The following is a 23,470-nucleotide window of genomic DNA, read 5'->3' on the forward strand; positions in this document are numbered from 1 at the left end:
CATATGCGAGGTCAATAAGGGCCGATCTGACCCGGGATTGCGGCAAACCGCATGATCTCGCCGGCGGCCCGGTTTGGGTCATTGAAATTTCGTTCATTGGGAATTGTTTGAAATTTGGTGCTTGTGATTTGGTACTTCAACCGGCGTTGAGCCGTAACAGCAAGCCACCGATTTAGCCGGTGATCGTTGACGCGGTCAGTTTCGGAGCCGCCTCATTGAGCAGGCGCTCGAGTTCCTGATCACTGGTCCAGTCGTGGCCGCAGACATAGCGTGGCAGCATCCAGCGATTGCTTCCTGCAGTGACGGGGGCCGGCTCGCACCCCAGCGCTGCTTCCAGGCCGAGATTCCCGGCGTGGCGGGGCAGGTAATCATTGACCAGGTAGTCGCTGGCCTGGCCGTAGGGGTAGGCCAGAAAGCGCGGGCGGCGACCGGCGCGATGCTCGATGTAGTCGCTGGCCTGGTCGATCTCGGCGCGGCATTCGGCGGGTGTGTCGATCAGCTTGAAGTCGCCGCGGCGGTTGTCCCGCTGGGCTGTGCGGGCCAGCGCATCGTGGTTGTGATCCCAGCTGTGGCTTTCGATTGACATCAGGCCGCTGGCGTTCGCGGCCGACCACCAGTCGTCCGGCCAGACGCCCAGATCGAGGGTGGTTTTCCGGTCGAGCTCTTCGCGCGCCTCGGGCGAGGCAATCACGAAGGTGCTGGCGTGAACGCGATGGCGCGGCCCGATGGCGGGGGATTGGGCGAAGGCCCGAAGGCGGTTGTAGATGCTTTCTTGCGGGCCGCAAGTGGGATGTTCGAAATCATGGAAGTCCATGATCGAGCCATCATCCAGGGTCAACACCACGCTTCGCTCGGGCAAGTCGCCCGTTGCCAGGCGGCGAAGCGCGTCGGATAGCGGCAGGATGGTCCAGCCGAGCCTGTCGAGCAGCGCGAGGTTGTCACTGAACGCGATCAGGTCGTTCTCCGCCGGGGTGTTGTCGAGCACCCGGATGGAATGCCAGGTCAGAATGACGAAGCGCGCGCCCATGGATCCCGGCTGCCGCTCAGTTTCGCCAGCGCTTGAGAAGATCGCCATAGGCGTCGATGCGCCGATCGCGCAGGAAGGGCCAGATGCGCCGGACTTCCTCGGAGCGGCCGAGATCGACCCGGGCGAAAACGACTTCCGCTTCGCTGCCGGCCTCGGCGAGAATCTCGCCCTGCGGGCCGGCGACCAGGCTGTGGCCCCAGAATTCCGCCTCTCGCTCTCCGCCCGAGCGGTCGGGTTCGAAACCGACCCGATTACAGGTGGCGACCGGGATCCCGTTGGCCACTGCGTGGGCCCGCTGGATTGTGCGCCAGGCATCGAGTTGACGGAGCTGTTCGGGTTCCTCGTCGTCGGGGTCGAGACCGATCGCGGTTGGATACAGCAGAACTTCCGCGCCCGCGAGGGCCATCAGCCGGGCCGCTTCCGGGTACCACTGATCCCAGCACACCAGGACGCCCAGTCTTCCTGCCGAGGTATCGATGGGTTCGAAGCCCAGGTCGCCCGGCGTGAAGTAAAACTTTTCGTTGTAGCCGGGATCGTCGGGTATGTGCATCTTGCGATAGATGCCGGCCAGGCTGCCGTCGCGTTCGAACACGAGTGCGGTATTGTGCGCAAGCCCGGCCGCCCGATGCTCGAAAATCGACCCGACCACCACCACGCCGTGATCGGCTGCCGCGTGCGAGAGCATTCGCGCGGTGGGTCCGTCGAGTGGCTCGGCCAGGTCGAACAGGGCCGGGTCCTGGTATTTGCAGAAATACTCGCTGGCATGCAGTTCCGGCAGCACGACCAGTTCGGCGCCCAGTTCGGCCGCCTCGGCGATGCCGCTGGCCGTGGTGGCTCGGTTGTCTTCGGCCTCCGGCCCCATGGCGTGCTGGATAAGGGCGATGTCGAGTTGGCGTGTGCTCATCCGAGTGCCGCCGGGATGTGCATGCTGGCGCAATGCGGACCGCCTGATTGGGTGATCATCGTGGCTGCCGGTATGGATACCACCACTCTGTCAGGCAGGAGTTCGGCCATGATGTCGCATGCACGCTCATCATGTCGACTGCCGTAGGCGGGGACCAGGCAGCCCCCGTTGACGAACAGGAAGTTGGCGTAACTGGCAGGCAGATCGTCACCGATATCGTCGGGGTGGGGCAGGGCGATCAAGCGGTATTCGGCATCGTCGCGCGTACGCAACGCCTCCAGCTGGCCTCGTAGCCGATTCGAGCGCTTCGCCTGCGACTGGGTCTGGAAGACGATGGTGTCGTGGTCGGCAAACCGTGCCAGGGTGTCGATGTGACCGTCGGTGTCGTCGCCCGTCATGGGCTCGAGATCGATGCCCATGACCTTGTCCACATTGAGCAGGTTATGCAGTTCGAAGTCGATCTCGCCCTTGTCAAGATGGGGATGGCGCATGCTCAGACAATGCCAGTTGACCAGCAGGCGACCGCGACCGTCGCTGTCAATGGCGCCGCCCTCGAGTTCGAAGAGGTACTGGCGGAACTGCATCCGGTCGAAAAGGTCGTGGCGCGACAGGTGCGTATTGACGCGGTTGTCCAGCGAGGCCGGATACTTGCCACCCCAGCCGTTGAAGTAGAAATCGAGCGCCAGACGATACCCGGAAAATACCAGGGTGATCGGGCCGTAGTCGCGGCACCAGGTGTCGTTGTAGCGCATCGGCAGGCGATGCAGGTCGGGCCGCCGGGGCAGCCCTTCCGGGCCGGATTCGCCGGCGGAGTGCAGCAGGACGACCGGCTGGAAAGCCAGTGTGGCTTCGATCAATGCCCGGTATTCGTCCCGTATGGCTTCCAGGCTATGGTGCCAGTCGGAATCGTCTGCCGGCCAGGCGAGCAGGGTTGCGCTCTGGGTCTCCCATTCCGCCGGAAGACGGTAGTCGGTATGCGACATGACTGCTCGCGGCTTCCAGGGCTAGCGCCGAGCCTCGGCCTCTCGAACGATGGCGTCGTGGTGGAGCACGCTTTCAATGACGAGGTTGTATTCGAAAAAGACGTTGAAATCGTCGTAGACCCAGCGCGTGATCGGCGGCTCACCCACGGCCGCATGCTTTTCTTCGGGTGCGCCGTAGCGCTCCTCGACCCGGGCCTTGGTGAGCCCGTTCTGAGGGAGGTCGCGCATCATGCGCTCCTCGACCTTTTCGATCAACAGCACATCGCCGGCCATGGCGATCCCCGTCATTCCAATCAAAGCCGCCCCCAAAACCAGCTTGCCCGGTATTCTTCGCATCATGGCAGTTCCTCTGGTAGTGCCCTCACGGCCTGCAGTGATTTTCACAGCAAGACTAAACGTACGCGCAAAAATAGTAGCATAAGGGCCGGACCCAAAGCGGACTCTCGCAATCATGAAAACAGCCGTAATTACTGGTGCAAATCGCGGTATCGGGCTCGAACTGGCCCGCCAGCTCGGCGATCGGGGTTACCGAATCATCGCCGTCTGCCGTGAGGCGTCACCCGATCTCAAGGCGCTCGACGCCCAGGTCGAGGAGGGCATCGACATCACTGATCGCGCGAGCCTGGAGGACCTGGCCAACCGCCTGAGAGGCACGCGGATCGACCTGCTGGTCAACAACGCCGGCCTCCTGATTCCTTCGAGTCTGGACAGCATCGAGGATGAAATCGACAACTGGCGGGCCCAGTATGAAGTCAACTCCCTCGGACCCCTGCGCGTGACGCGCGCCCTGCTCAATCACCTCAACGACGGGGGCAAGGTGGCGATCGTTTCTTCGCGGGTCGGTTCCATCGCCGACAACGGTTCCGGAGGCGCCTGGGCCTATCGCATGTCCAAGGCCGCCGTGAACATGGCCGGGGTGACCCTGGCTCACGAGCTCAGGGACCGGGAGATTGCCGTCGGCCTGTTGCACCCGGGCTTCGTTCGCACGGACATGACCGGCGGTCAGGGGCACGTTGATCCCGCCGAGGCGGCTGCCGGCCTGGTCGAGCGCATCGACGAGCTGAGCATGGAAACGACCGGCAGCTTCCGCCACGCCAATGGCGAGGAATTGCCATGGTAGGACTGTAGTCTGTCGTCAGAGGTGCAGACCACAGACTACCGACTACCGACCCAATCGCTCCTGCTCGGCCAGCAGGCGCAGCCAGGCTTCGTGGCGGAAGGCGGGCAGGGCGCTCGATTCGACGGCGGCGATGACGCCGCAACCCGGCTCGGAGCGGTGGCGGCAGTCGCGGAAGCGGCAGGCGGCGGCGTGCTCCGAGAATTCGGGGAAGCCGCGCTCCAGCGTCCTGGCGTCCATTTTCCAGAGCCCGTACTCCCATACCCCGGGCGTATCGATCAGCCAGCCTCCGTCCGCGTAGGGGTGGGCCGTGGCCGTGGTGGTTGTGTGTCTGCCCTTGCCGGTGACCCGTGACAGCTGCCTGGTCCGGGCTTCCAGGTCCGGAATGAGCGCATTGAGCAGCGACGACTTGCCGACGCCGGACTGGCCGGCAAGCAGGGTGACGCCCGAGCGAATCCTTGCTTCGAGCGACGCGACGTCCAGGTCCGGCTGGCAGCGTGCCTCGATCGAGGCAAAGCCGAGTTCGGCAAGTTGGTCGAGTTCGGTAAATGGCGGCTGCTCGGGCCGCGGGAGATCGGACTTGTTGACCACGATCAGCGGTTCAATCTCGCGTATGAGGCAGGCGGCGAGGTAGCGGTGCAGCAGGTCCCGGCTGGGTGCCGGTTCGGCTGCGATAACGATCACCGCGCGGTCGAGATTGGCGGCAATCGGGCGAAAGCGGCCGCGATTATCGCCGCGGCCGAAGAGGTTTCGTCGCTCGAGAACCTCGGTCAGGGTTCCGGCGTTGTCGATCCGGACGAGATCGCCGGGCAGGGGGCGTTCGATTCGGCGTGGGAAGTGGACCGGCTTCAGTTCACCGTCGACCGCGGCTGCCCCATGATTGGCGTGCGCCTGAACAAGACGGACAGCGCCAGCGGTCATGCGCAACGTCCGGGCTGGTATAGTGCGAAGCCGGTTTTGCAACTCCCCGCCCGGGCATGAACGACAACTACCTGATCTGGATCGACCTGGAAATGACCGGCCTTGACCCGGCCGCCGACACGATCATCGAAATCGCCACGCTGGTGACCGATGCCGATCTTGCCGAGGTGGCCGTCGGGCCGGAACTGGCGATCGCCACGCCTCGGGCGATGCTCGAGGGCATGGACGAATGGAACACGCGCACGCATACCGAGTCCGGGCTCGTGCGCCGCTGTCTTGAGTCGGAGATCGATCTGCCCGAAGCCGAGCGACGGACAATCGCTTTCCTGGAGAAGCACGTTGCGGCCGGCGTCTCGCCGATGTGCGGCAATTCCATCTGCCAGGATCGCCGTTTCATGGCGCGTCTGATGCCCGAACTCGAAGCCTACTTTCACTACAGGAATCTCGATGTCAGCACCCTCAAGGAACTGGCGCGCCGCTGGGCGCCGCGGGTGGCCGAGGGTTTCAGCAAGGAATCCAGCCACCAGGCGCTTGAGGATATCAGGGATTCGGTCGAGGAGCTCAAGTACTATCGGCGATTCATGGGGGAGCTTGGTGGGACTTAAAATCTTGTAACCACGGAACTCACTGAAAACACGGAAGAGTGAAAAGGTTTTCTTTTTCCGTGCCTTCCGTGATTTCCGTGGTTCCGGTTGTCTTCGACAGTCGAGCCACCGGATTCCCCGACGGACGAGGTTAGACCAACCACCACCGAACTCAACCGCGATGCTGCGCCAGGTTGCGCCATGTGTCCACTACGGTGTCCGGGTTGAGCGACATGCTCTCGATGCCCTGGTCCATCAGCCACTCGGCGAGGTCGGGGTAGTCCGACGGTCCCTGGCCGCAGATGCCGATGTACTTGTCCTGTTTGCGGCAGGCCTCGATGGCCATCGCCAGCATTGCCTTGACGGCCGGATCGCGCTCGTCGAAGCGGTGGGCGACCAGCCCGGAATCACGGTCCAGGCCCAGGGTCAGCTGGGTCATGTCGTTGGAGCCGATCGAGAAGCCGTCGAAATGCTCCAGGAAGGCTTCGGCGCTGAGCGCGTTCGAAGGCAACTCGCACATCATGATAATCTTCAATCCGTTCTCGCCGCGCTTGAGTCCGAACTTGTCCATGACGGCGACAACGTCGCGGGCTTCGCCGACGGTGCGCACGAAGGGCACCATGGCCCAGACATGGTCGAGCCCCATTTCCTCGCGCACTTTCTTCATTGCCCGGCATTCGAGCTCGAAGGCGGGCTGGAAATTCTCGTCGACGTAGCGCGAGGCGCCGCGCCAACCGATCATCGGGTTTTCCTCGTCGGGCTCGTAGCGCTCGCCACCGATCAGGTTGGCGTACTCGTTGGACTTGAAGTCCGACAGGCGCACGATGACGGGGTTGGGCCCGAAGGGTGCGGCGATGGTGGCAATGCCCTCGGCGAGCTTGTCGACGTAGAAGCTCACCGGGTCGTCGTAACCGGCGGTTCGCCGGTCGATCTCGGCTTTCACTTCGTCGCTCTGGCCGTCGTAGTCGAGCAGGGCGAGTGGGTGGATGCCGATCATGCGATTGATGATGAATTCCAGGCGCGCCAGGCCGATGCCATGGTTGGGTATCAGGGCGAAATCGAAGGACCGGTCCGGGTTGGCGACGTTCATCATGATTTTTAGCGGGGGCTCGGGCATGTCGTCGAGCGAATCCTCGCTGACGCTGAATTCGAGCTTTCCGTCGTAGATGCGGCCGGTGTCGCCTTCGCTGCAGGCCACGGTGACTTCGGTCGCGTGAGGGACGCGCTCGGTGGCGTCGCCGCAGCCGACCACGGCCGGAATGGCCAGTTCACGGGCGATGATGGCCGCGTGGCAGGTGCGGCCGCCGCGGTTGGTGACGATGGCAGCGGCGCGCTTCATCACCGGTTCCCAGTCGGGGTCGGTCATGTCGGTGATCAGCACGTCGCCTTCCTCGACTTCGTGAATCTCGTCGAGTGACTCGATCACGCGAGCCTTGCCCTGCCCGATGCGCTGGCCGATGGCACGGCCCTCGGCCAGGATCGAGCCGGTCGATTCCAGCCGGAAGCGTTCCATGCTCTGGCCCGCACGGCTTTTCACGGTTTCCGGGCGGGCCTGGAGGATAAATAGTTCGCCCGTCTCGCCGTCCTTGCCCCACTCGATGTCCATCGGGCGGCCATAGTGATCTTCGATGGTCAGGGCCATCTTCGCCAGCTCGGTCGCTTCGGCATCGGAAATCGAGAACTTGAGACGGTCCGCCTCGGGCGTGTCTTCGGTATGCACGCCGCCACCGTCACCACTGCCGTAGATCATGCGGCTCGCCTTGGTGCCGATGCTGCGACGCAGCACGGCCGGCTTGTCGGCGCGCAGGTTCGGCTTGAACAGGTAGAACTCATCCGGATTGACCGCACCCTGGACGACCGACTCACCCAGCCCGTAGCTGGAAGTGATGAAGACCACGTTGCGGTAGCCGGATTCGGTGTCGAGGGTGAACAGCACGCCGGCCGCGCCGGTACCGGCTCGCACCATCAGCTGGATGCCGGCCGACAGCGCCACATCGGCGTGGGCGAATCCCTGGTGGACGCGGTAGGCGATTGCCCGGTCGTTGTAGAGGCTGGCGAAGACGGCGTGGATCTTCTCGAGCACCGCGTCGATACCGCAGACGTTGAGGAAGGTTTCCTGCTGGCCGGCAAACGAAGCGTCGGGCAGGTCTTCGGCCGTGGCCGAGGAACGCACGGCGACGGCCAGGTCGCCCCCGTAGCGTTCCTGCATCTGGACATACGCGTCGCGAATGCCCTGCTCCAGGTCTTCCGGCAGGGGCGTGTCCATGATCCATTGCCGGATTTCACTGCCGGCCTTCGCCAGGGCGCGGGTGTCGTCTGCGTCGAGCGTCTCCAGTGTCTCGCCGATTCGCTCGGCCAGTCCGGACTGCTCGAGGAACTTTCGGAAGGCGTCGGCCGTGGTCGCGAATCCGCCGGGCACGCTGACCCCGAGGTCACTGAGATGCTTGATCATCTCCCCCAGCGAGGCATTCTTCCCACCGACCTGATCCAGGTCGCCCATACCAAGCTCATCGAGCCAAAGGATATACTCGGACACTCGAACTCCAACAGCAGCGGTTTAGACCAGCTGCTTATTGTAACCGCTTGTAGATGGCACGAGGCTCATGCGAAGAACCGTATTTTTCGTTTCCGACGGCACCGCGATTACCGCCGAAACCTTCGGGCACAGCCTGATGACGCAGTTTTCGAACGTGGATTTCCGGCAGGTGCGATTGCCTTTCGTCGATACACCGAGCAAGGCGCGTGATGCGGTCTCCCTGATCGATCGGGCAGCCGAGGCCGAAAACGGCGAAGGACCCATTATTTTCAGCACGATCGTCGACCCGGAAGTCAGCGGCATCCTGGACGATTCGAAAGGCCACCTGTTCGATATGTTCGGTACTTTCATGGGAACGCTGGAGGAGGTGTTGGGCGTGCCCCGTTCACCCCGTGTCGGCCAGGCGCACGGCATGGGCGACTCGCAGGGTTACGAGGACCGGATGGAGGCGACCAATTATGCGCTGACGCACGATGACGGCATCTCCAAGCGTCTGGATACGGCCGAAGTGATCCTGGTCGGCGTTTCCCGTTCCGGCAAGACCCCGACCTGCCTGTACATGGCCCTGCATTTCGGCGTCAAGGCGGCGAACTATCCGCTGACCGAGGAGGATCTCGAACAAACGCGCCTGCCGGGTTTCCTGCGCGAGCACAAGCGGAAACTGTTCGGTCTGAGTATCGACCCCGAGCGCCTGTCCCACATTCGCGAAGCGCGACGCCCGGGTAGCCGTTACGCTTCGCTCAAGCAGTGTCGATACGAGGTCGAGGCGGCCGAGGCCATGCTTCGAACAGAAGGCGTGCCGATGCTGTCGTCGACCGAGACCTCGGTGGAAGAGCTGGCCAGCCGGATCCTGCTGGAACTGGGTCTCAACCGCGAAATGCGCTAATCCGTTTGGAACATTCGAATTTCGATCATTCGAATTTGTTTGGAAATTGGGTTTTGGGATTTGGTGCTTGAAGTTGGGCAGGGGGTGGCAGTTTTCTGCCGGTGTGATATTCTCGCCGGCCATGCTCACAACGACCCGCCAACTGCAGCCCTCGAGCCGGATTCTGGCGCGGCGGCTTCCGGAACTGCACAGCGCGCTCTATCGCGCGCTCAATGTCCTGTTGCCCGATGCGCTTGCCGAAAGCGACCACCTCGTCTCGCAGCCGGGTTCCGAGCCCGAGCTGTACCTGGAGGTGATCGAGCGTCATCCCTATACCACTTTCGTTCGCCTGTCCTACATTATCGGGGCGGAGCGTTCGCACAATCCCAACGCCCACGTGCGTATCTATCACGACGCTGCCATGGCCGAAGCCACTGCTTTCAGCCCCCAGCAGGGAATCCAGCGATTCGCCGGGCCGGATCTGGCGATCAACGGTCTGGTCGCTCGCAACTGGCGGCTCAACCGGGCACTGCTGAAGTGGCTAGATCATCTCATCGCCCGGGGCCACGGTGCCGAGACAATGCACCCTGTGGGCGATTTTTCGCCGGAAGTCGGGGCGGCGGCTCCCGAAGCCTGATTCGAGGCGGTTTTTCTGGCCTGCCCGGCCGGCTTGGTTTAGAATACTGATCCGGATGCCGGGCGGCTGGCCCGGTAAGCGACAAGCGGGCCTTGCCGTGCGCGGCTTCGGCCCGCTTTGTGTACCCGGAGGTTCTTCAATGCAGGCAATTCTGGCGCTGGAAGACGGTACGACGTTTTCCGGGCGGGGCATCGGCGCGCCGGGCACGCGGGCCGGTGAGGTGGTCTTCAACACGGCCATGACCGGCTATCAGGAGATCCTTACCGATCCCAGTTATGCCGGCCAGCTTGTCACCCTCACCGCATCCCACGTCGGCAATACCGGCGTCAATCCACAGGACGTCGAAGCTGGAAGAATCCATGCCGCCGGCCTGGTCATCCGTCATTATCCCCGCCGCCACAGTAACTGGCGTGCCACGCAGTCGCTGTCGGACTGGATGGCGGATAACGACGCCTCGGGCATTGCAGGAATCGACACCCGTGCGCTGACCGTTCTGCTGCGCGACAAGGGCGCCCAGAATGGCTGTCTGCTGGTCGGAGATACCGTCGATGCCGAGGAAGCACTGCGCCGGGCCCGCGAATGCGCCCCGATGAGCGGTCAGGATCTCGCCCGCACGGTCACTGTCGAGCGCGCCTACGAGTGGAACGACGGCAGTTGGGATCTGGGAGCGGGCGAGTTCCGTCAGGGCCAGGGCCGCCTTCATGTCGTTTGCTATGACTACGGGGTCAAGCGCAACATTCTGCGTCTCCTGGTCGATGCCGGCTGCCGTGTGACCGTCGTGCCCGCCCGGACGCCGCTGGCCGACGTGCTGGCGATGAAGCCCGACGGCGTGATGCTGTCCAACGGCCCCGGCGATCCCGAGCCCTGCGACTATGCCATCGAGGCGATCCGCGGCCTGCTCGAGAAGGATGTGCCGACATTCGGCATTTGCCTGGGCCACCAGTTGCTGGCTCTGAGTGGTGGGGCGAAGACGGTCAAGATGAAGTTCGGCCATCATGGCGCCAATCACCCGGTCAAGGATCTCGTGACCGGCCAGGTTCTGATCACCAGCCAGAACCACGGCTTTGCCGTCGATGAATCGAGCTTGCCGGCGACGGTCATTCCGACCCACCGCTCGCTGTTCGATGGCACGCTCCAGGGAATTCGCATCAAGGACAAACCGGCCATGGGCTTCCAGGGCCATCCCGAAGCCAGCCCGGGCCCGCACGACTTGCGGCCACTGTTTGCCCAATTCGTGGAAATGATGGAAACCGCAGATGCCTAAGAGAACCGATATCCAGACCATTCTCATCATCGGGGCCGGGCCGATTGTGATCGGGCAGGCCTGCGAGTTCGACTACTCGGGGGTGCAGGCGGTCAAGGCGCTGCGTGAGGAGGGCTACAAGGTCATCCTGGTCAATTCCAATCCGGCGACCATCATGACCGACCCGGAAATCGCCGATGTGGTCTACATCGAGCCGATCCGCTGGGACGTGGTGCGCGACATCATCGAGAAGGAACGGCCCGATGCGCTGCTGCCGACCATGGGCGGGCAGACCGCACTGAACTGCGCTCTGGATCTCGATCGGGAAGGCGTGCTGGAAGCGTTCGGCGTGGAGATGATCGGCGCTTCCAAGAAAGCCATCGACATGGCCGAGGATCGTGAGGAATTCCGCGAGGCGATGCGCGATATCGGTCTTGAATCGCCCGAGGCGGAGATGGCCCATACGCTGGACGAGGCGATCGAGATCCAGAAGCGAATGGGTTTTCCCGTGATCATCCGGCCCTCGTTCACGATGGGCGGTTCCGGTGGCGGCATTGCCTACAATCGGGAGGAGTTCGTGCAGATCGTCGAGCATGGTCTGGACCTGTCGCCGACCAACGAGGTGTTGCTCGACGAGTCGCTGCTGGGCTGGAAGGAATTCGAGCTCGAGGTGGTTCGTGACAAGGCCGATAACTGCATCATCATCTGCTCGATCGAAAACCTCGATCCGATGGGCGTTCACACCGGCGACTCGATCACCGTTGCACCTGCGCTGACGCTGACCGACAAGGAGTACCAGGCACTCAGGAACGCAGCCATCGCGGTGCTGAGAAAGATCGGTGTCGATACCGGCGGTTCGAACGTGCAGTTCGCGGTCGATCCCGAATCCGGTCGTGTCGTGGTCATCGAGATGAATCCGCGCGTGTCGCGCTCATCGGCACTGGCCTCCAAGGCCACCGGTTTTCCGATCGCCAAGGTGGCCGCGAAACTGGCCGTCGGCTACACCCTGGATGAACTGGAAAACGAAATCACTGGCGGCGCTACGCCGGCGTCCTTCGAGCCGACCATCGATTATGTCGTTACCAAGATTCCGCGCTTCGCCTTCGAGAAGTTCCCGGCCGCCAACGACCGCCTGACGACACAGATGAAGTCCGTCGGCGAGGCGATGGCCATCGGCCGTACGTTCCAGGAGTCTCTGCAAAAGGCGTTGCGCAGTCTCGAGACCGGATTGACCGGGCTCGACCCGGTCGAATTCGAAAGCGAGGAAATCGACGAGCTGACCCTGATCCGGCGCGAACTTCGCGAGGCCGGCCCGCAGCGCCTGCTGTACGTCGCCGAAGCCTTTCGTCGCGGTATCGAGTTCGAGGAGATCCGTCAGCTTACCCGCATCGATCCCTGGTTTTTGGACCAGATCGAAGAGCTCATCGAGATCGAACAGGTGCTGCTTGACGAGGGCGTGGCCGCACTGGATGCCGAACGGATGCTCGAGATCAAGCGCTACGGATTTTCGGATGCCCGTATTGCAGATTTGGCCGGCGTGAGCGAGCGCTCGGTGCGCAAGTTGCGCGGCAAGCTCTCGATTGCGCCGGCGTATCACCGCGTCGACACCTGTGCGGCGGAGTTCGCCACGAGTACGGCCTACATGTATTCGACCTGGGGTGAGTATTGCGAGGCCGAGCCGACGAACAGGCGCAAGATCATGGTGCTCGGCGGCGGTCCCAACCGGATCGGGCAGGGCATCGAGTTCGATTACTGCTGTGTTCACGCCGCATTGGCCATGCGCGATCTCGGCTACGAAACGATCATGGTCAACTGCAATCCGGAGACGGTCTCGACCGACTACGACACCTCCGACCGTTTGTATTTCGAACCGCTCACGCTCGAGGACGTGCTGTCCATCGTCGAGCTGGAGCAACCGGAGGGCATCATCATCCAGTTCGGCGGCCAGACGCCGCTGAAGCTGGCGCGCGATCTCGAGGCCGCCGGCGCCCCGATCATCGGTACCACGCCCGACTGCATCGACCTGGCCGAGGATCGTCAGCGGTTCCAGGACCTGCTCAATCGTCTGGGGCTCAAGCAACCGCCCAACCGAACGGCGCGTGATCCCGAAGAAGCGTTGATCCTGGCACGTGAGGTCGGCTACCCGCTGGTCGTGCGGCCTTCCTACGTCCTCGGCGGCCGGGCCATGGACATCGTCCACGGCGAGGACGAGCTCAAGCGCTACATGAACGAGGCGGTCAAGGTTTCCAACGAGTCACCCGTGCTGCTCGATCATTTTCTGGACCATGCCATCGAGGTCGACGTGGATGCCGTTTGTGACGGAGAGCGGGTGGTTATCGGCGGCGTGATGGAGCATATCGAGCAGGCCGGCGTGCATTCCGGCGACTCCTCTTGCAGCCTGCCGCCGTTTTCCCTGCCCGAAGCGGTGATCGAGGAAATTCGCCACCAGACTCGCCAGATGGCGCTGGGGTTGAAGGTCGTCGGCCTGATGAACGTGCAGTTCGCCGTTCGTGGTGACGATATCTTCGTGCTCGAGGTCAATCCCCGGGCATCGCGGACCGTGCCCTTCGTCTCGAAGGCCACGGGCGTTGCCATGGCGCAGATTGCCGCCCGTTGTATGGTTGGAAAATCACTTGAAGATCAAGGTATTGTCGATGATCTTTCAAGTCAGTTCTATTCCATCAAGGAGCCCGTCTTCCCCTTCATCAAGTTCCAGGGTGTGGATCCGATCCTGACGCCGGAGATGCGCTCGACCGGCGAGGCGATGGGTGTCGGCCGGTCGTTCGGATCGGCCGTGGCGCGTGCGCAGCAGGGTGTGGGTATCATCGTCAAGATGAGCGGCCGCGTGTTCCTCAGCGTGCGCGACGCTGACAAGGAAGACCTGTTGCCGGTTGCGCGCGAACTGACGGAAAGAGGTTTCGACCTTGTGGCGACAGAAGGCACCTGGAAGTACCTGGTTGAAAACGGCGTCGAGTGTGACTACGTCAACAAGGTGATCCAGGGCCGACCGCATATCGTCGACCTGATCAAGAACGATGAAATCGATTACATCGTCAACACGACGGAAGGACGCCAGGCCATCGCGGACTCGTTTTCCATCCGGCGCGAGGCGCTTCAGCGCAAGGTCAACTATTCGACGACCATCGCCGGTGCCCGGGCAACGCTGAAAGCGATGGACCACTGGGACGAACGGGGCGTGCGCAGCCTATCCGAGCTGCACGCCGAGTAATCCCTTAGGAGTAACTATGAGCCAGACGCCACTGACCAAGGCGGGCGCCGAGCGCCTGCGTGCCGAACTCGATCGGCTCAAGAAAAAGGAACGTCCGGCGGTGATCGAGGCCATCGCCGAGGCGCGTGCGCATGGCGATCTCAAGGAAAATGCCGAATACCATGCCGCGCGCGAGCAGCAGGGCTTCATCGAGGCCCGCATTCGGGATCTCGAGGCCGCGCTGGGCAATTCCCGCGTGATCGACGTTGCCTCGCTCAATGCCGGCAGCAAGGTGGTCTTCGGTGCCACGGTGGTACTGATGGAGGATGCCGACGATGCCGAGGAAGTGACCTGGCAGATTGTCGGCGACCTCGAAGCCGACACAAGCGAGGGCCGGCTGGCCATCTCCGCGCCCCTGGCTCGCGCCCTGATCGGGCATGAGGAGGGTGACGTTGTGGAGTTCGAAGCGCCCAACGGCAAACGGACCTATGAGATTGTCGAGGTCCGATACGAAGCCTGAGCAGCGCCTTGTCCTGTATGTCCCGCAGCTGGAGTCCCTGCTGCGGGAAGCCGCGTGCCTGCCGCCGTTGATTGCTGCGCTGATTCGCAGCGGCCGGCCGCAGACGCTGGATCGACAATCGCCCCAGGCTGAACTGGCGTCCGGCGTCGCGCTGCCGGCCGCACCACTGACCCGACGGATCGACCGGCCCCATGATGCAAGCGGCACCTGGTTGCGGGCCGATCCGGTCGGGCTGATTCCCGATCTCGCGGCGGTCTGGCTGCAAGCCGACAAGGGATTCGAGCCCGGTCCCTGGAAACGGGAGCTGGTCGAATTGCTCGCGGAGGAGGATCTCGATCTGGATCTGACCGAGCATGGGCGGGGCTACCTGAGGCTCGATTCCCCTCCCGATGCGCGTTTTCAGCCCCCCTGGACCCTGGCGGGCAACAGCCTCGAACATTGCCTGCCGGAAGGCCCCGATGCCCGCCAATGGCGCCGGCTGCTCAACGAAACGCAGGTTCTCCTGCAGCAGTATCGCCAAGGCGCGGAAGAGCCGGCTTCGATTCCGGGGAGCCTGTGGTTCTGGGGTGGCGGTGCGCTGCCGGACCCCGAGTCGATCGAGCCGCGAGTGTGCCGCATCGTCGCCGACGACCCGATATTGGGTGGCCTCGCGGATTGGCTGGGTCTGCCGAATCGGACGTTTGGCAGGAACGTCGAGCTGCAAGCCGGCGATCTGGTCGAGTGGCCGTCACGCTTCGAGGCCTCCGCCGAATCCAATCTCGAGCAATTGCAGGAATACCTTCGTCCTGTCTGGCGTCGGCTGCGGCTGGGTCGTATCCGCGAGCTGGAGTTGGCCGGCATGGAAACGCTGCGTCGTTTCTCGGTTGGAGATGCCTGGCGGGTGTGGCGATGATCCGCCGTGTGCATGTCCGCCGTCGCGACGGGCTGGCCTCATCCGTGGCCGGTGTTCACCCGGTGGTCGGCCGTGTGCTGGCCGCGCGGGGTGCCACGGGCGTTCCCGATTATTCCTTGTCGACGCTTTTGCCGCCAACCTTGCAGGGGTTGGAAGCCGCCTGCGAATTGTTGTCCGACGCCATCGCCGAAAAGCGGCGCATCGTCGTGGTGGGCGACTTCGATGCCGACGGGGCCACGGGCACGGCTTTGGCCGTGCGCGGATTGTGCGCGCTGGGCGCGACTGATGTGCACTGGCGGGTACCCGACCGCTTTCGTCACGGCTATGGCCTCGGTCTCACCCTTGTCGAAGAACTGGAGCAACTCGCGCCCGACCTCGTTGTTACCGTCGATCAGGGCGTGAGTTCGCACCAGGGTATCGGGCGTGCGATCGAGGCCGGCATGCGCGTGATCGTCACCGACCACCATCTGCCGGGCGAGGAACTGCCGCCGGCCCACGCCATCGTCAACCCCAACCTTCCCGGAGAGACCTTCGGTTCCAGGGCGCTCGCCGGAGTGGGGGTGATGTTCTACCTGCTCATGGCCCTTAGATCGCATTTGCGCAAGCACGGCCGTTTTGCGCACGGAACCGAGCCGCGGCTCGATCAGTGGCTCGACCTGGTCGCGCTTGGCACGGTGGCCGACCTGGTGCCGCTTGACGAGAACAACCGCCGCCTGGTCCAACAGGGATTGCAGCGCATCCGTGCCGGACGATGCCTGCCGGGCATCCGCGCTCTGCTGGAAGTGGCGGGGCGCAACGTGCGCCATGTCGACGCGTCAGACATGGGCTTTGCCGCCGGCCCTCGCCTCAATGCCGCGGGGCGCCTGGAGGATATGGGTATCGGCATTCGCTGCCTGCTGGCAGACAACGAATCGGAGGCCACCGAACTGGCGCAACAACTGGATGCGCTCAATCGCGAGCGCCAGTCGCTGCAGGCCGACATGCAGGAAATGGCCGAAGAACAGGCGAAGCGCCTGGGTGAGCAATTCGATGGCGACCTGCCGGGCCTTTGCGTCTTCGATCCCGATTGGCACCAGGGCGTCGTCGGACTGGTGGCCGGGCGCCTGGTCGAGCGCCTGCAACGACCGGTTATCGCCTTTGCGCCGGCCGAAGCCGGCGGCAGCGAACTCAAGGGGTCGGGGCGCAGCCCCGCCGGCGTGCACATGCGCGACCTGCTGGTCGATATCGACGTCCGGAATCCGGGGTTGATCGACCGATTCGGCGGTCATGCCCGGGCGGCCGGACTGAGCCTCAACGAAGACCGCCTGGAGGCCTTTCGCCAGGCCTTTCACGAACAGTTGGCCGATCGAACCTTCGAGCCCGATATCGTCCATACGGATGGCGCGCTGGCGGCCGAGGAACTGTCGCTGGAGACGGCCGCCGCGCTCGCCGAGGCGGGTCCCTGGGGTCAGGCCTGGCCGGAGCCGTTGTTCGACGGTCGTTTTCGGGTGCTCGACCGCCGCGTGGTCGGCGCGCACCATCTCAAGCTGCGACTCCAGGCGGAGTCGGGTGGTCCCGCGCTCGATGCCATCGCCTTCGGAGCCGGCAGCCTCTGCCACCAGGAGCTGCCGGACCCGCTCGGCGTGGTCTACAGCCTGGAAGTCAACCGCTGGCAGGGGCGAGTGATACCCCAGATGAAGATCCGTTACCTGGTGGAATCGCTCGGTTAGGTGTGCTGGCCGCTGGTGACTGGGCGGCGTTACAATAGCGCGTTTTGCCATTCAGACTTGCTACAAGGATCACAGCCGAAATGGAACTGACTGCAATCAAGACCCTTCTGGACGACCTGGAGCGCCGTGTTAGTGCGCTGAGGGGGTACCTTTGACTACGATGGCAAGGTAGAAAGGCTCGAAGAAGTCACCCGGGAACTCGAGGATCCATCCGTCTGGGACGATCCCGAACATGCCCAGAAGCTGGGCAAGGAACGTTCCGATCTCGACCGGTCCGTGTCCGCCCAGCGGGCGGTGATCGAAGGTGTCAGCGACGCCGCGGACCTGCTCGAGCTGGCCCAGGAGGAAGAGGACGAGGACACGCTCGAGAGCGTGGCCGGCGATCTACAGGATCTCGAAAAACAGGTCGCGGAGCTGGAGTTCCAGCGCATGTTCTCCGGAGAAATGGACAACCGCCCCTGTTTCATCGACATCCAGGCCGGCTCCGGCGGCACCGAAGCGCAGGACTGGGCGGAAATGCTGCTGCGCATGTATCTGCGCTGGGCCGAGAATCGCGGTTGGAAGGCCGAGATCATCGAATTGTCCGAGGGTGACGTGGCCGGCATCAAGAGTGCGACTATTCACGTCGAGGGGGATCATGCCTTCGGCTGGTGCAAGACGGAGACCGGTGTGCACCGCCTGGTTCGCAAGTCGCCGTTCGACTCGGGCAATCGCCGGCACACTTCGTTTGCCAGCGTGTTCGTCTCGCCCGAGATCGATGAGGACATTGCGATCGACGTCGATCCCTCGGACCTGCGTATCGATGTATATCGGGCCTCGGGCGCGGGCGGTCAGCACGTCAACACGACCGAGTCGGCGGTGCGTATCACCCACGAGCCGACGGGCATCGTGGTGCAGTGCCAGAACGATCGCTCGCAGCACAAAAACCGCGATCACGCCATGAAGCAGCTGCGTGCCAAGCTCTACGAACTGGAGCTGCAGAAGCAGCGCGACAAGGCGCAGAGCACGGAAGACGAGAAAGCCGACATCGGCTGGGGCAGTCAGATCCGCAATTACGTGCTCGATCAGTCGCGGATCAAGGACCTGCGCACCGGTATCGAGCGTAGCGATACCCAGAAAGTGCTCGACGGCGACCTCGACGAATTCGCCGCCGCGCAATTACAAGCTGGATTGGAATAAATTTTGTCCACAGATGAACACAGATGAACACAGATATGGATTTTTTTGAGCTTTAGAGCGCTACGGGAATTCATCGTGTTCGAAGGTGGATAGTTAAAGCTGGTTTCATTTTATTTTTCAATCTGTGTTTATCTGTGTTTATCTGTGTTCATCTGTGGACAGTTTTTTAAAGTGATTTTCAATGACGCATAACGAACAGAACCAGACGCCCGAGGTCGACGAGAATCGCCTGATCGCGGAGCGGCGGGAGAAATTGCATGCCCTGCGCGGGCAGGGCGAGGCTTTTCCCAATGACTTCCGGGTGACTGCGGATGCGGCCACGCTGCTCGAGCGCTTCGGCGACGCGGAGCGCTGGGACCAGGAGACGCTGGAGTCGCACGACGAGCAATACCGCCTCGCCGGGCGCATCCTTTCGCGTCGCATCATGGGCAAGGCGAGCTTTGTGCATATCCAGGACAGCTCCGGTGCGCGCATCCAGCTCTACCTGCGTCGCGATGATTTGCCGGAGGGGGTGTATCAGGCTTTCAAGCAGTGGGATATCGGCGATATCGTGGGTGTGACCGGTACCCTGATGCGAACGCGTACCGGCGAGCTGAGCATCCAGGCCAGCGACCTGAAACTCCTGACCAAGTCGCTGCGGCCGCTTCCGGAAAAATGGCATGGTCTGAGTGACCAGGAGACGCGCTATCGCCAGCGCTACGTCGACCTGATTGTCAACCCCGAAGTGCGCGACACCTTCGTGCGCCGTTCGTTGATCATCCGGGCCATCCGGCATTTCTTCGACGACCAGGGCTTCCTCGAAGTTGAAACGCCGATGATGCACCATATTCCGGGCGGCGCGACGGCACGGCCCTTCGTGACCCATCACAACGCCCTGGATCTCGACCTTTACCTGCGCGTCGCCCCCGAACTGCATCTCAAGCGGTTGCTGGTCGGCGGTCTTGAAAAGGTCTACGAGATCAACCGCAACTTCCGCAATGAAGGCGTCTCGACCCGGCACAATCCCGAGTTCACCATGCTCGAGTTCTACTGGGCGCACGCCGACTACAACGACCTGATCCGGCTGACCCAGTCCTTGTTCAACCAGTTGATCGATGATCTGCCGGGGGTCTCCGGAGGTCGCGTCGAGTACCAGGGAGAGATCATTGACTTCAGTGGCGATTACGACCGGATCGAAGTCGTGGATGCCGTCATCGAGCATTACGACGAACTCTCTCGCGAAGACATCAAGGATGCCGACAAACTGCGTGCCGTCTGCCGGAAGCACGATATTCATGCCGAAGACGGCTGGGGCTGGGGGCGCCTGCTCATGGAGCTGTTCGAGGCGGGCGTCGAACGCCGGCTTATCCAGCCGACTTTCGTCACGCAGTACCCGATCGAGGTCTCGCCGCTGTCGCGGCGCAATGAAAAGGATCCGGATTTTGCCGATCGCTTCGAGTTGATCATCGCCGGGCGCGAGATCGCCAACGGCTTCTCCGAGCTCAACGACCCGGAAGACCAGGCCGAACGTTTCCAGGCCCAGGTCGAAGCGCGCGACGCGGGCGATGCCGAGGCGATGCATTTCGACCAGGACTACATCCGGGCGCTGGAATACGGAATGCCGCCGGCGGCGGGCGAGGGCATCGGGATCGATCGCCTGGTCATGCTGCTGACCGACTCGGCCTCGATTCGCGACGTGCTGCTGTTCCCCTATCTGCGGCCCGAAGCGACCGAATGACGCGGGCCTGCGCGAGTACAGTCAGCAGCTGGAGCCGCGGAAGGCATCCTCGAAGATCAGATTCATCCCTGCTGCGGGTGCGAGTATTTCCACGTTCCTCTCCATATCGTTGCCGTCACCACACAGGTCGAGCTTAACTCGGGAATTGACCGGCGGAGCGTCCGTTTCGATTTCGAAGTTGAACAGCGTGAACCAGCTCAGGGGATTGCCGGGGGGCGCCTGGAAGGACACGTAAGTGTCGTGAACTCCGATACGCCAGTCATTGACAGCATCCCTGTCAGTGTCTCCGAAATACGTGTCGAAAACCGTGGCGTTGTCAGGCAGCTCGATACGGAAGCCTTCCAGTGCCCGGTCGAAGTCGTAGTTCTGCAGCGCGTAGTTGTATCGATAGCGGTCGGTTTCGACCTCGGTGACCTTGACCAGGAGCCGCAGGTGGCCCTGCGGCATGTTATCGGGGTAGTCTTGTTCGGGGGATTCGGACGCAATGACGATGACTTCGTGGTCGGTCTTGGGACCGGTATTTCCGGTGCCTACCCATTCCGATACGACGGGACCGTTCGTGAACGTTCCTTCATTCATCACCCAGCCGTCGCCGATTGGTTCCGGATCGATGGGCCGGTACCCCATGGTGTTCCAGATGTCGACGTCGTGCTGCACGACATACCAGGCATCCATGAAGTACTCGGCTCCGGGCCGCTGTAGCTCGTCGGGGTCGACCAGAAGCCGGTGCTGCCACTCGCCGGCATCGTCGGTTAGACTGCCGGTGCAGTCCGGGTCGAAGAAGGAGCCGCAGTTGTCCCACTCGCCTATGCTGGCTTCGATCTCGTTTCGCGGGCCCTGGTGGGCCGGCATGTCGTTGCTGCCGGCCGCGTAGATGTCCTCGCAGCCTTTCCAGACCACGTTGTTGTTGTCACAGTTGATGTCGCAGGAAGTATTGACTGTGAAGAAAGCGTGTTTTGCCCCCGAAGCGGCCAGCATCTCGATCCGGCCGTCGGCGATTCGGTAAAGATTCCAGACCAGGTAGGCGTGCTGGTCGGACGGTTCGAAGGGGTAGTCGTAGCCATCGAGTGTTTCGAACTGTGGAATCCAGGGGATATCCGCTTCGGAAACATTCTTGAGGATGGCCGAGGGGGCGAGCTTGATACGGCCGTCGGCGTGCTTACCCTGGTAGGCGACGTTGTTCATTCCGATCAGCTCGATATCCGCCTCCACGCCGTCCTGCGGCCAGATCGGTCGTCCGTCACATGCCTCCGGCAACCCGGAGAGGTCGCCGCGGTCCGTGATCTCGAGTTCGAGATCCATCCGGGCCGCGCCGATCGGCATCCCGGCCAGTTTCCCGAAGCCCAGTCGCCGCGCCAGATCTTCTGTCGCTTCCAGTTCGGCGTGACTGACGGAAAATCGCCCGTCTTCGATATCAAGCGATACGTGCAGATGGGACAGCGTGAAAAGGGCATTGTCCCGGTCGTCCAGGACGACGAACCGGGGATGCCCGGCACTTTCTCCGGGAAGGATCGTCATCGTGTCGATGATGACTTCCCGGTCGCCACGGCGAAGGACGACGTCCGCCTCGGCAGTCAGCCGTCCGCTGCCCGGCTTTAGTGCCTCGAAGACGCCCCGGGGCGCGTCAATGCCGACCGGCTCGGTAGCATCGACCCGAAATCTCAGCTGCTTGCGCGTGGTGATCGGTTGCCCGCCATGAAGAATTTCGATACCGAAATCCGGGAGGTAATCACCACGCATCTCCAGCGTCAGGCTACCGGCACCGGCTTGCAGGGATGCCTCCGAATACGCGGATCCGGCCCAGATGAGTTGTGCGAGGCAGGCTGTTGCCAGTAATAAAAGGGTGGACAGGCCGCGGAGATTCATTCTTGCGCGCTGGGGACTCGAAATGAAATGGCAGTCGGCCGAGACTACCCCATTTCCACCGTCCTTGTGAACGTCGGGCGGCCCCGAGCGAAAAGCGCGCCCGATCCCGCGCGACGGGTCAGGGCGTTGAGCCCTTGTCAACCATGGGCGGCGGCTGGTGGTGACCGGTGCCGATTTTCTTTCGTCGATTGCCTGCGTGGCCGCCACTGGGCCAGCCATCTTTCGGCGCTATCCGGAAAGCGCTGCTGGACGAAGTGCCGCAATTCTCGTGCTCTCGGTGCGTCGCCGAGCCGCTCTTCCAGGATGCGCGCCGCCTCCATCCATGCCTCTGCAATATGGAAGAACTTGCGATCGTCCTGCGGCAGGCTGAGAAGAAGCCGGCAAGCGATCTGGTGGTCGCCCAGTTCGTCGAGTTCCAGCGCAAGGCGGTACCGGGTTTCGCTCAGACGAGGCACCCAGTTGTCGAGGCTCGGGCTGTTTCGCTGCCACAATTCGGTTGCCGCGGCGACCTGACCACCGCGGATGAGGCGCTGCATGCGGCGTTCGAGATGATTGCGATATTCGTCGGGTCCCGCCGTCTCCCAGACCAGCTGGTCGAACAACGCATTGAGAGCCGGTTCGTCCGGGTAGCGCGTGAGCGCCGTTCCCAGCAGTTGCCTTGCCTCATGCAAGTGGTTTTCGCGCAGTAGCACTTCGGCATCGGCCGCCATCAGGGCCGGTTCATACAAGGCGGGTTCCGGACGGCGCGGGCGATCGATGCGGGCGACGCCGGCAGGATAGTCGAGCCTGCGGCGATGGGTGCGAGCGATCATGCCCACCCGTGCGCTTATCCCCAGGGCGAGCATGGTGGCGATGAATGCCAGCGGACCGCGAACAAAGACAGCGCCATCGCCCGCGAGAGCGATTACACCCGCGCCCGCGATGACGGTAGCCATGGCCAGTAGCGAGAGTTTCACCAGTTCCCGCTTCGTGACACCGACGACGTGGGCGACCGATGCCGGATTGAACGCTGCACGAGGAGATTCGAAAACAATCGCCGTCATCAGTGCCGCGGGTAGAACGGCAGCGGCTGCAAGCCAGGTCAGGGTCGCCAGTGCTGTCGAAGTCGCCGCCATTGTGATCAGCAGCAGCAAGATGAATGGCAATCCGAAAGTCAGTATGCGACAGCCGTATTCGATCTGGTCGATATCGATCAGATCTCCGAGTGAAGGTGGATGCGCCAGGCCTTCGCCGGCTCTACGCGTCAATATGACCATCATGTAAAACAGCAGGACGCCCAACGGCAGAGCCAGGACAAGCCCCGGCAGAGAGTCGAAGCCGACTGTTCCGACCGTGGCCGCAAGGGCGGCGATGACTAATGCTGGTGGGCAGGTCGCGTTCTTTCCGGGAATCTCGATCGGATCGGCTTGATCGACCCCTGCGGCTCGCTCCTGCATGGCTTTTCCGCAAAGCGGGCAGCCGACTTCCATGGGAAGTTGCTCGGCGTAGGGCTTGCAGGAGGTGCAAAGGGGCAGTAGGCAGGACTCACAGTACCAGTGGATCGAACGCTGCGAATGGTAACG

The 23,470-nt window shown here is 62.8% G+C and carries 19 protein-coding genes; 11 read left to right on the forward strand and 8 right to left on the reverse strand.

What is annotated here, in order from left to right; translation table 11 throughout:
- Window positions 1-172 precede the first annotated feature (172 nt).
- From DZK26_RS00600 to DZK26_RS00615, 4 genes are read right to left on the reverse strand one after another with little or no spacing between them, the layout of a single operon-like run.
- Window positions 173-1,075 carry a polysaccharide deacetylase family protein gene (locus tag DZK26_RS00600; RefSeq protein WP_116896992.1) on the reverse strand — a complete coding sequence of 301 codons (903 nt, stop codon included), beginning with the start codon at window positions 1,073-1,075 and terminating at the stop codon, window positions 173-175.
- On the reverse strand, window positions 1,044-1,931 hold the full coding sequence (locus DZK26_RS00605) for a carbon-nitrogen hydrolase (protein ID WP_116896991.1): 888 nt from the start codon (window positions 1,929-1,931) through the stop codon (window positions 1,044-1,046). The genes DZK26_RS00600 and DZK26_RS00605 overlap by 32 nt, the downstream gene beginning before the upstream one ends.
- A complete protein-coding gene (locus tag DZK26_RS00610; protein ID WP_116896990.1) occupies window positions 1,928-2,914 on the reverse strand; it encodes an agmatine deiminase family protein in 987 nt (328 codons plus the stop codon). The genes DZK26_RS00605 and DZK26_RS00610 overlap by 4 nt, the downstream gene beginning before the upstream one ends.
- A 21-nt stretch (window positions 2,915-2,935) precedes the next feature.
- Window positions 2,936-3,253 carry a phosphodiesterase gene (locus DZK26_RS00615; RefSeq protein ID WP_147306582.1) on the reverse strand — a complete coding sequence of 106 codons (318 nt, stop codon included), beginning with the start codon at window positions 3,251-3,253 and terminating at the stop codon, window positions 2,936-2,938.
- Between the two features lie 112 nt (window positions 3,254-3,365).
- Between DZK26_RS00615 and DZK26_RS00620 the strand changes: the two genes are divergently transcribed.
- Window positions 3,366-4,034, forward strand: a complete 669-nt coding sequence (locus tag DZK26_RS00620; protein WP_116896988.1) for an SDR family oxidoreductase — start codon at window positions 3,366-3,368, stop codon at window positions 4,032-4,034.
- A gap of 42 nt (window positions 4,035-4,076) precedes the next feature.
- Here the strand turns inward: DZK26_RS00620 and rsgA are convergent, their stop codons facing one another.
- A complete protein-coding gene (gene rsgA, locus DZK26_RS00625) occupies window positions 4,077-4,952 on the reverse strand; it encodes a ribosome small subunit-dependent GTPase A (protein ID WP_116896987.1) in 876 nt (291 codons plus the stop codon).
- A 56-nt stretch (window positions 4,953-5,008) separates the two neighbouring features.
- Between rsgA and orn the strand changes: the two genes are divergently transcribed.
- Window positions 5,009-5,557 carry an oligoribonuclease gene (gene orn / locus DZK26_RS00630; protein ID WP_116896986.1) on the forward strand — a complete coding sequence of 183 codons (549 nt, stop codon included), beginning with the start codon at window positions 5,009-5,011 and terminating at the stop codon, window positions 5,555-5,557.
- Between the two features lie 151 nt (window positions 5,558-5,708).
- On the opposite strand, the gene ppsA is transcribed toward orn, so the two are convergent.
- The gene (ppsA, locus tag DZK26_RS00635; protein WP_116896985.1) at window positions 5,709-8,072 is read right to left on the reverse strand and encodes a phosphoenolpyruvate synthase; all 2,364 of its coding nucleotides are present in this window, start codon (window positions 8,070-8,072) and stop codon (window positions 5,709-5,711) included.
- Between the two features lie 67 nt (window positions 8,073-8,139).
- On the opposite strand from ppsA, the gene DZK26_RS00640 reads away from it, so the two are divergent.
- The 9 genes from DZK26_RS00640 (at window position 8,140) to lysS (ending at window position 20,042) form a co-directional block, all read left to right on the forward strand.
- Window positions 8,140-8,958: a pyruvate, water dikinase regulatory protein gene (locus DZK26_RS00640; protein ID WP_116896984.1), complete on the forward strand. Its 819-nt coding sequence runs from the start codon at window positions 8,140-8,142 to the stop codon at window positions 8,956-8,958.
- Window positions 8,959-9,079: 121 nt separating this feature from the next.
- Window positions 9,080-9,574 (forward strand): DUF1249 domain-containing protein, encoded by a 495-nt coding sequence (locus DZK26_RS00645; RefSeq protein WP_116896983.1) that lies wholly within the window; start codon window positions 9,080-9,082, stop codon window positions 9,572-9,574.
- Window positions 9,575-9,713: 139 nt separating this feature from the next.
- The gene (gene carA / locus DZK26_RS00650; RefSeq protein WP_116896982.1) at window positions 9,714-10,838 is read left to right on the forward strand and encodes a glutamine-hydrolyzing carbamoyl-phosphate synthase small subunit; all 1,125 of its coding nucleotides are present in this window, start codon (window positions 9,714-9,716) and stop codon (window positions 10,836-10,838) included.
- The gene (gene carB / locus DZK26_RS00655) at window positions 10,831-14,046 is read left to right on the forward strand and encodes a carbamoyl-phosphate synthase large subunit (protein WP_116896981.1); all 3,216 of its coding nucleotides are present in this window, start codon (window positions 10,831-10,833) and stop codon (window positions 14,044-14,046) included. Before carA ends, carB begins: the two co-directional genes overlap by 8 nt.
- Before the next feature lie 16 nt (window positions 14,047-14,062).
- Window positions 14,063-14,545 carry a transcription elongation factor GreA gene (greA, locus tag DZK26_RS00660; protein WP_116896980.1) on the forward strand — a complete coding sequence of 161 codons (483 nt, stop codon included), beginning with the start codon at window positions 14,063-14,065 and terminating at the stop codon, window positions 14,543-14,545.
- The gene (locus DZK26_RS00665; RefSeq protein WP_147316846.1) at window positions 14,514-15,437 is read left to right on the forward strand and encodes a hypothetical protein; all 924 of its coding nucleotides are present in this window, start codon (window positions 14,514-14,516) and stop codon (window positions 15,435-15,437) included. The genes greA and DZK26_RS00665 overlap by 32 nt, the downstream gene beginning before the upstream one ends.
- Window positions 15,434-17,146 (forward strand): single-stranded-DNA-specific exonuclease RecJ, encoded by a 1,713-nt coding sequence (gene recJ / locus DZK26_RS00670; protein WP_116896978.1) that lies wholly within the window; start codon window positions 15,434-15,436, stop codon window positions 17,144-17,146. The genes DZK26_RS00665 and recJ overlap by 4 nt, the downstream gene beginning before the upstream one ends.
- An 80-nt stretch (window positions 17,147-17,226) precedes the next feature.
- Window positions 17,227-18,325, forward strand: a protein-coding gene (gene prfB / locus DZK26_RS00675; RefSeq protein ID WP_116896977.1) for a peptide chain release factor 2 whose coding sequence is annotated in 2 segments (ribosomal slippage) — window positions 17,227-17,298 and window positions 17,300-18,325 — 1,098 coding nt in all. Because the reading frame shifts where the segments join, the coding sequence is not laid out codon by codon here.
- 181 nt (window positions 18,326-18,506) lie between these two features.
- Window positions 18,507-20,042 carry a lysine--tRNA ligase gene (lysS, locus tag DZK26_RS00680; RefSeq protein ID WP_116896976.1) on the forward strand — a complete coding sequence of 512 codons (1,536 nt, stop codon included), beginning with the start codon at window positions 18,507-18,509 and terminating at the stop codon, window positions 20,040-20,042.
- A gap of 21 nt (window positions 20,043-20,063) precedes the next feature.
- Here lysS and DZK26_RS00685 read toward each other — a convergent pair whose 3' ends face one another.
- Window positions 20,064-21,908: a hypothetical protein gene (locus DZK26_RS00685; RefSeq protein WP_116896975.1), complete on the reverse strand. Its 1,845-nt coding sequence runs from the start codon at window positions 21,906-21,908 to the stop codon at window positions 20,064-20,066.
- Between the two features lie 137 nt (window positions 21,909-22,045).
- Window positions 22,046-23,344: a tol-pal system YbgF family protein gene (locus DZK26_RS00690; RefSeq protein WP_116896974.1), complete on the reverse strand. Its 1,299-nt coding sequence runs from the start codon at window positions 23,342-23,344 to the stop codon at window positions 22,046-22,048.
- Between the last annotated feature and the right edge of the window lie 126 nt (window positions 23,345-23,470).

Origin of the sequence: Wenzhouxiangella sp. 15190 (assembly GCF_003417465.1) — a bacterium.
In the GTDB taxonomy this organism is placed as follows: Bacteria; Pseudomonadota; Gammaproteobacteria; order Xanthomonadales; family Wenzhouxiangellaceae; genus Wenzhouxiangella.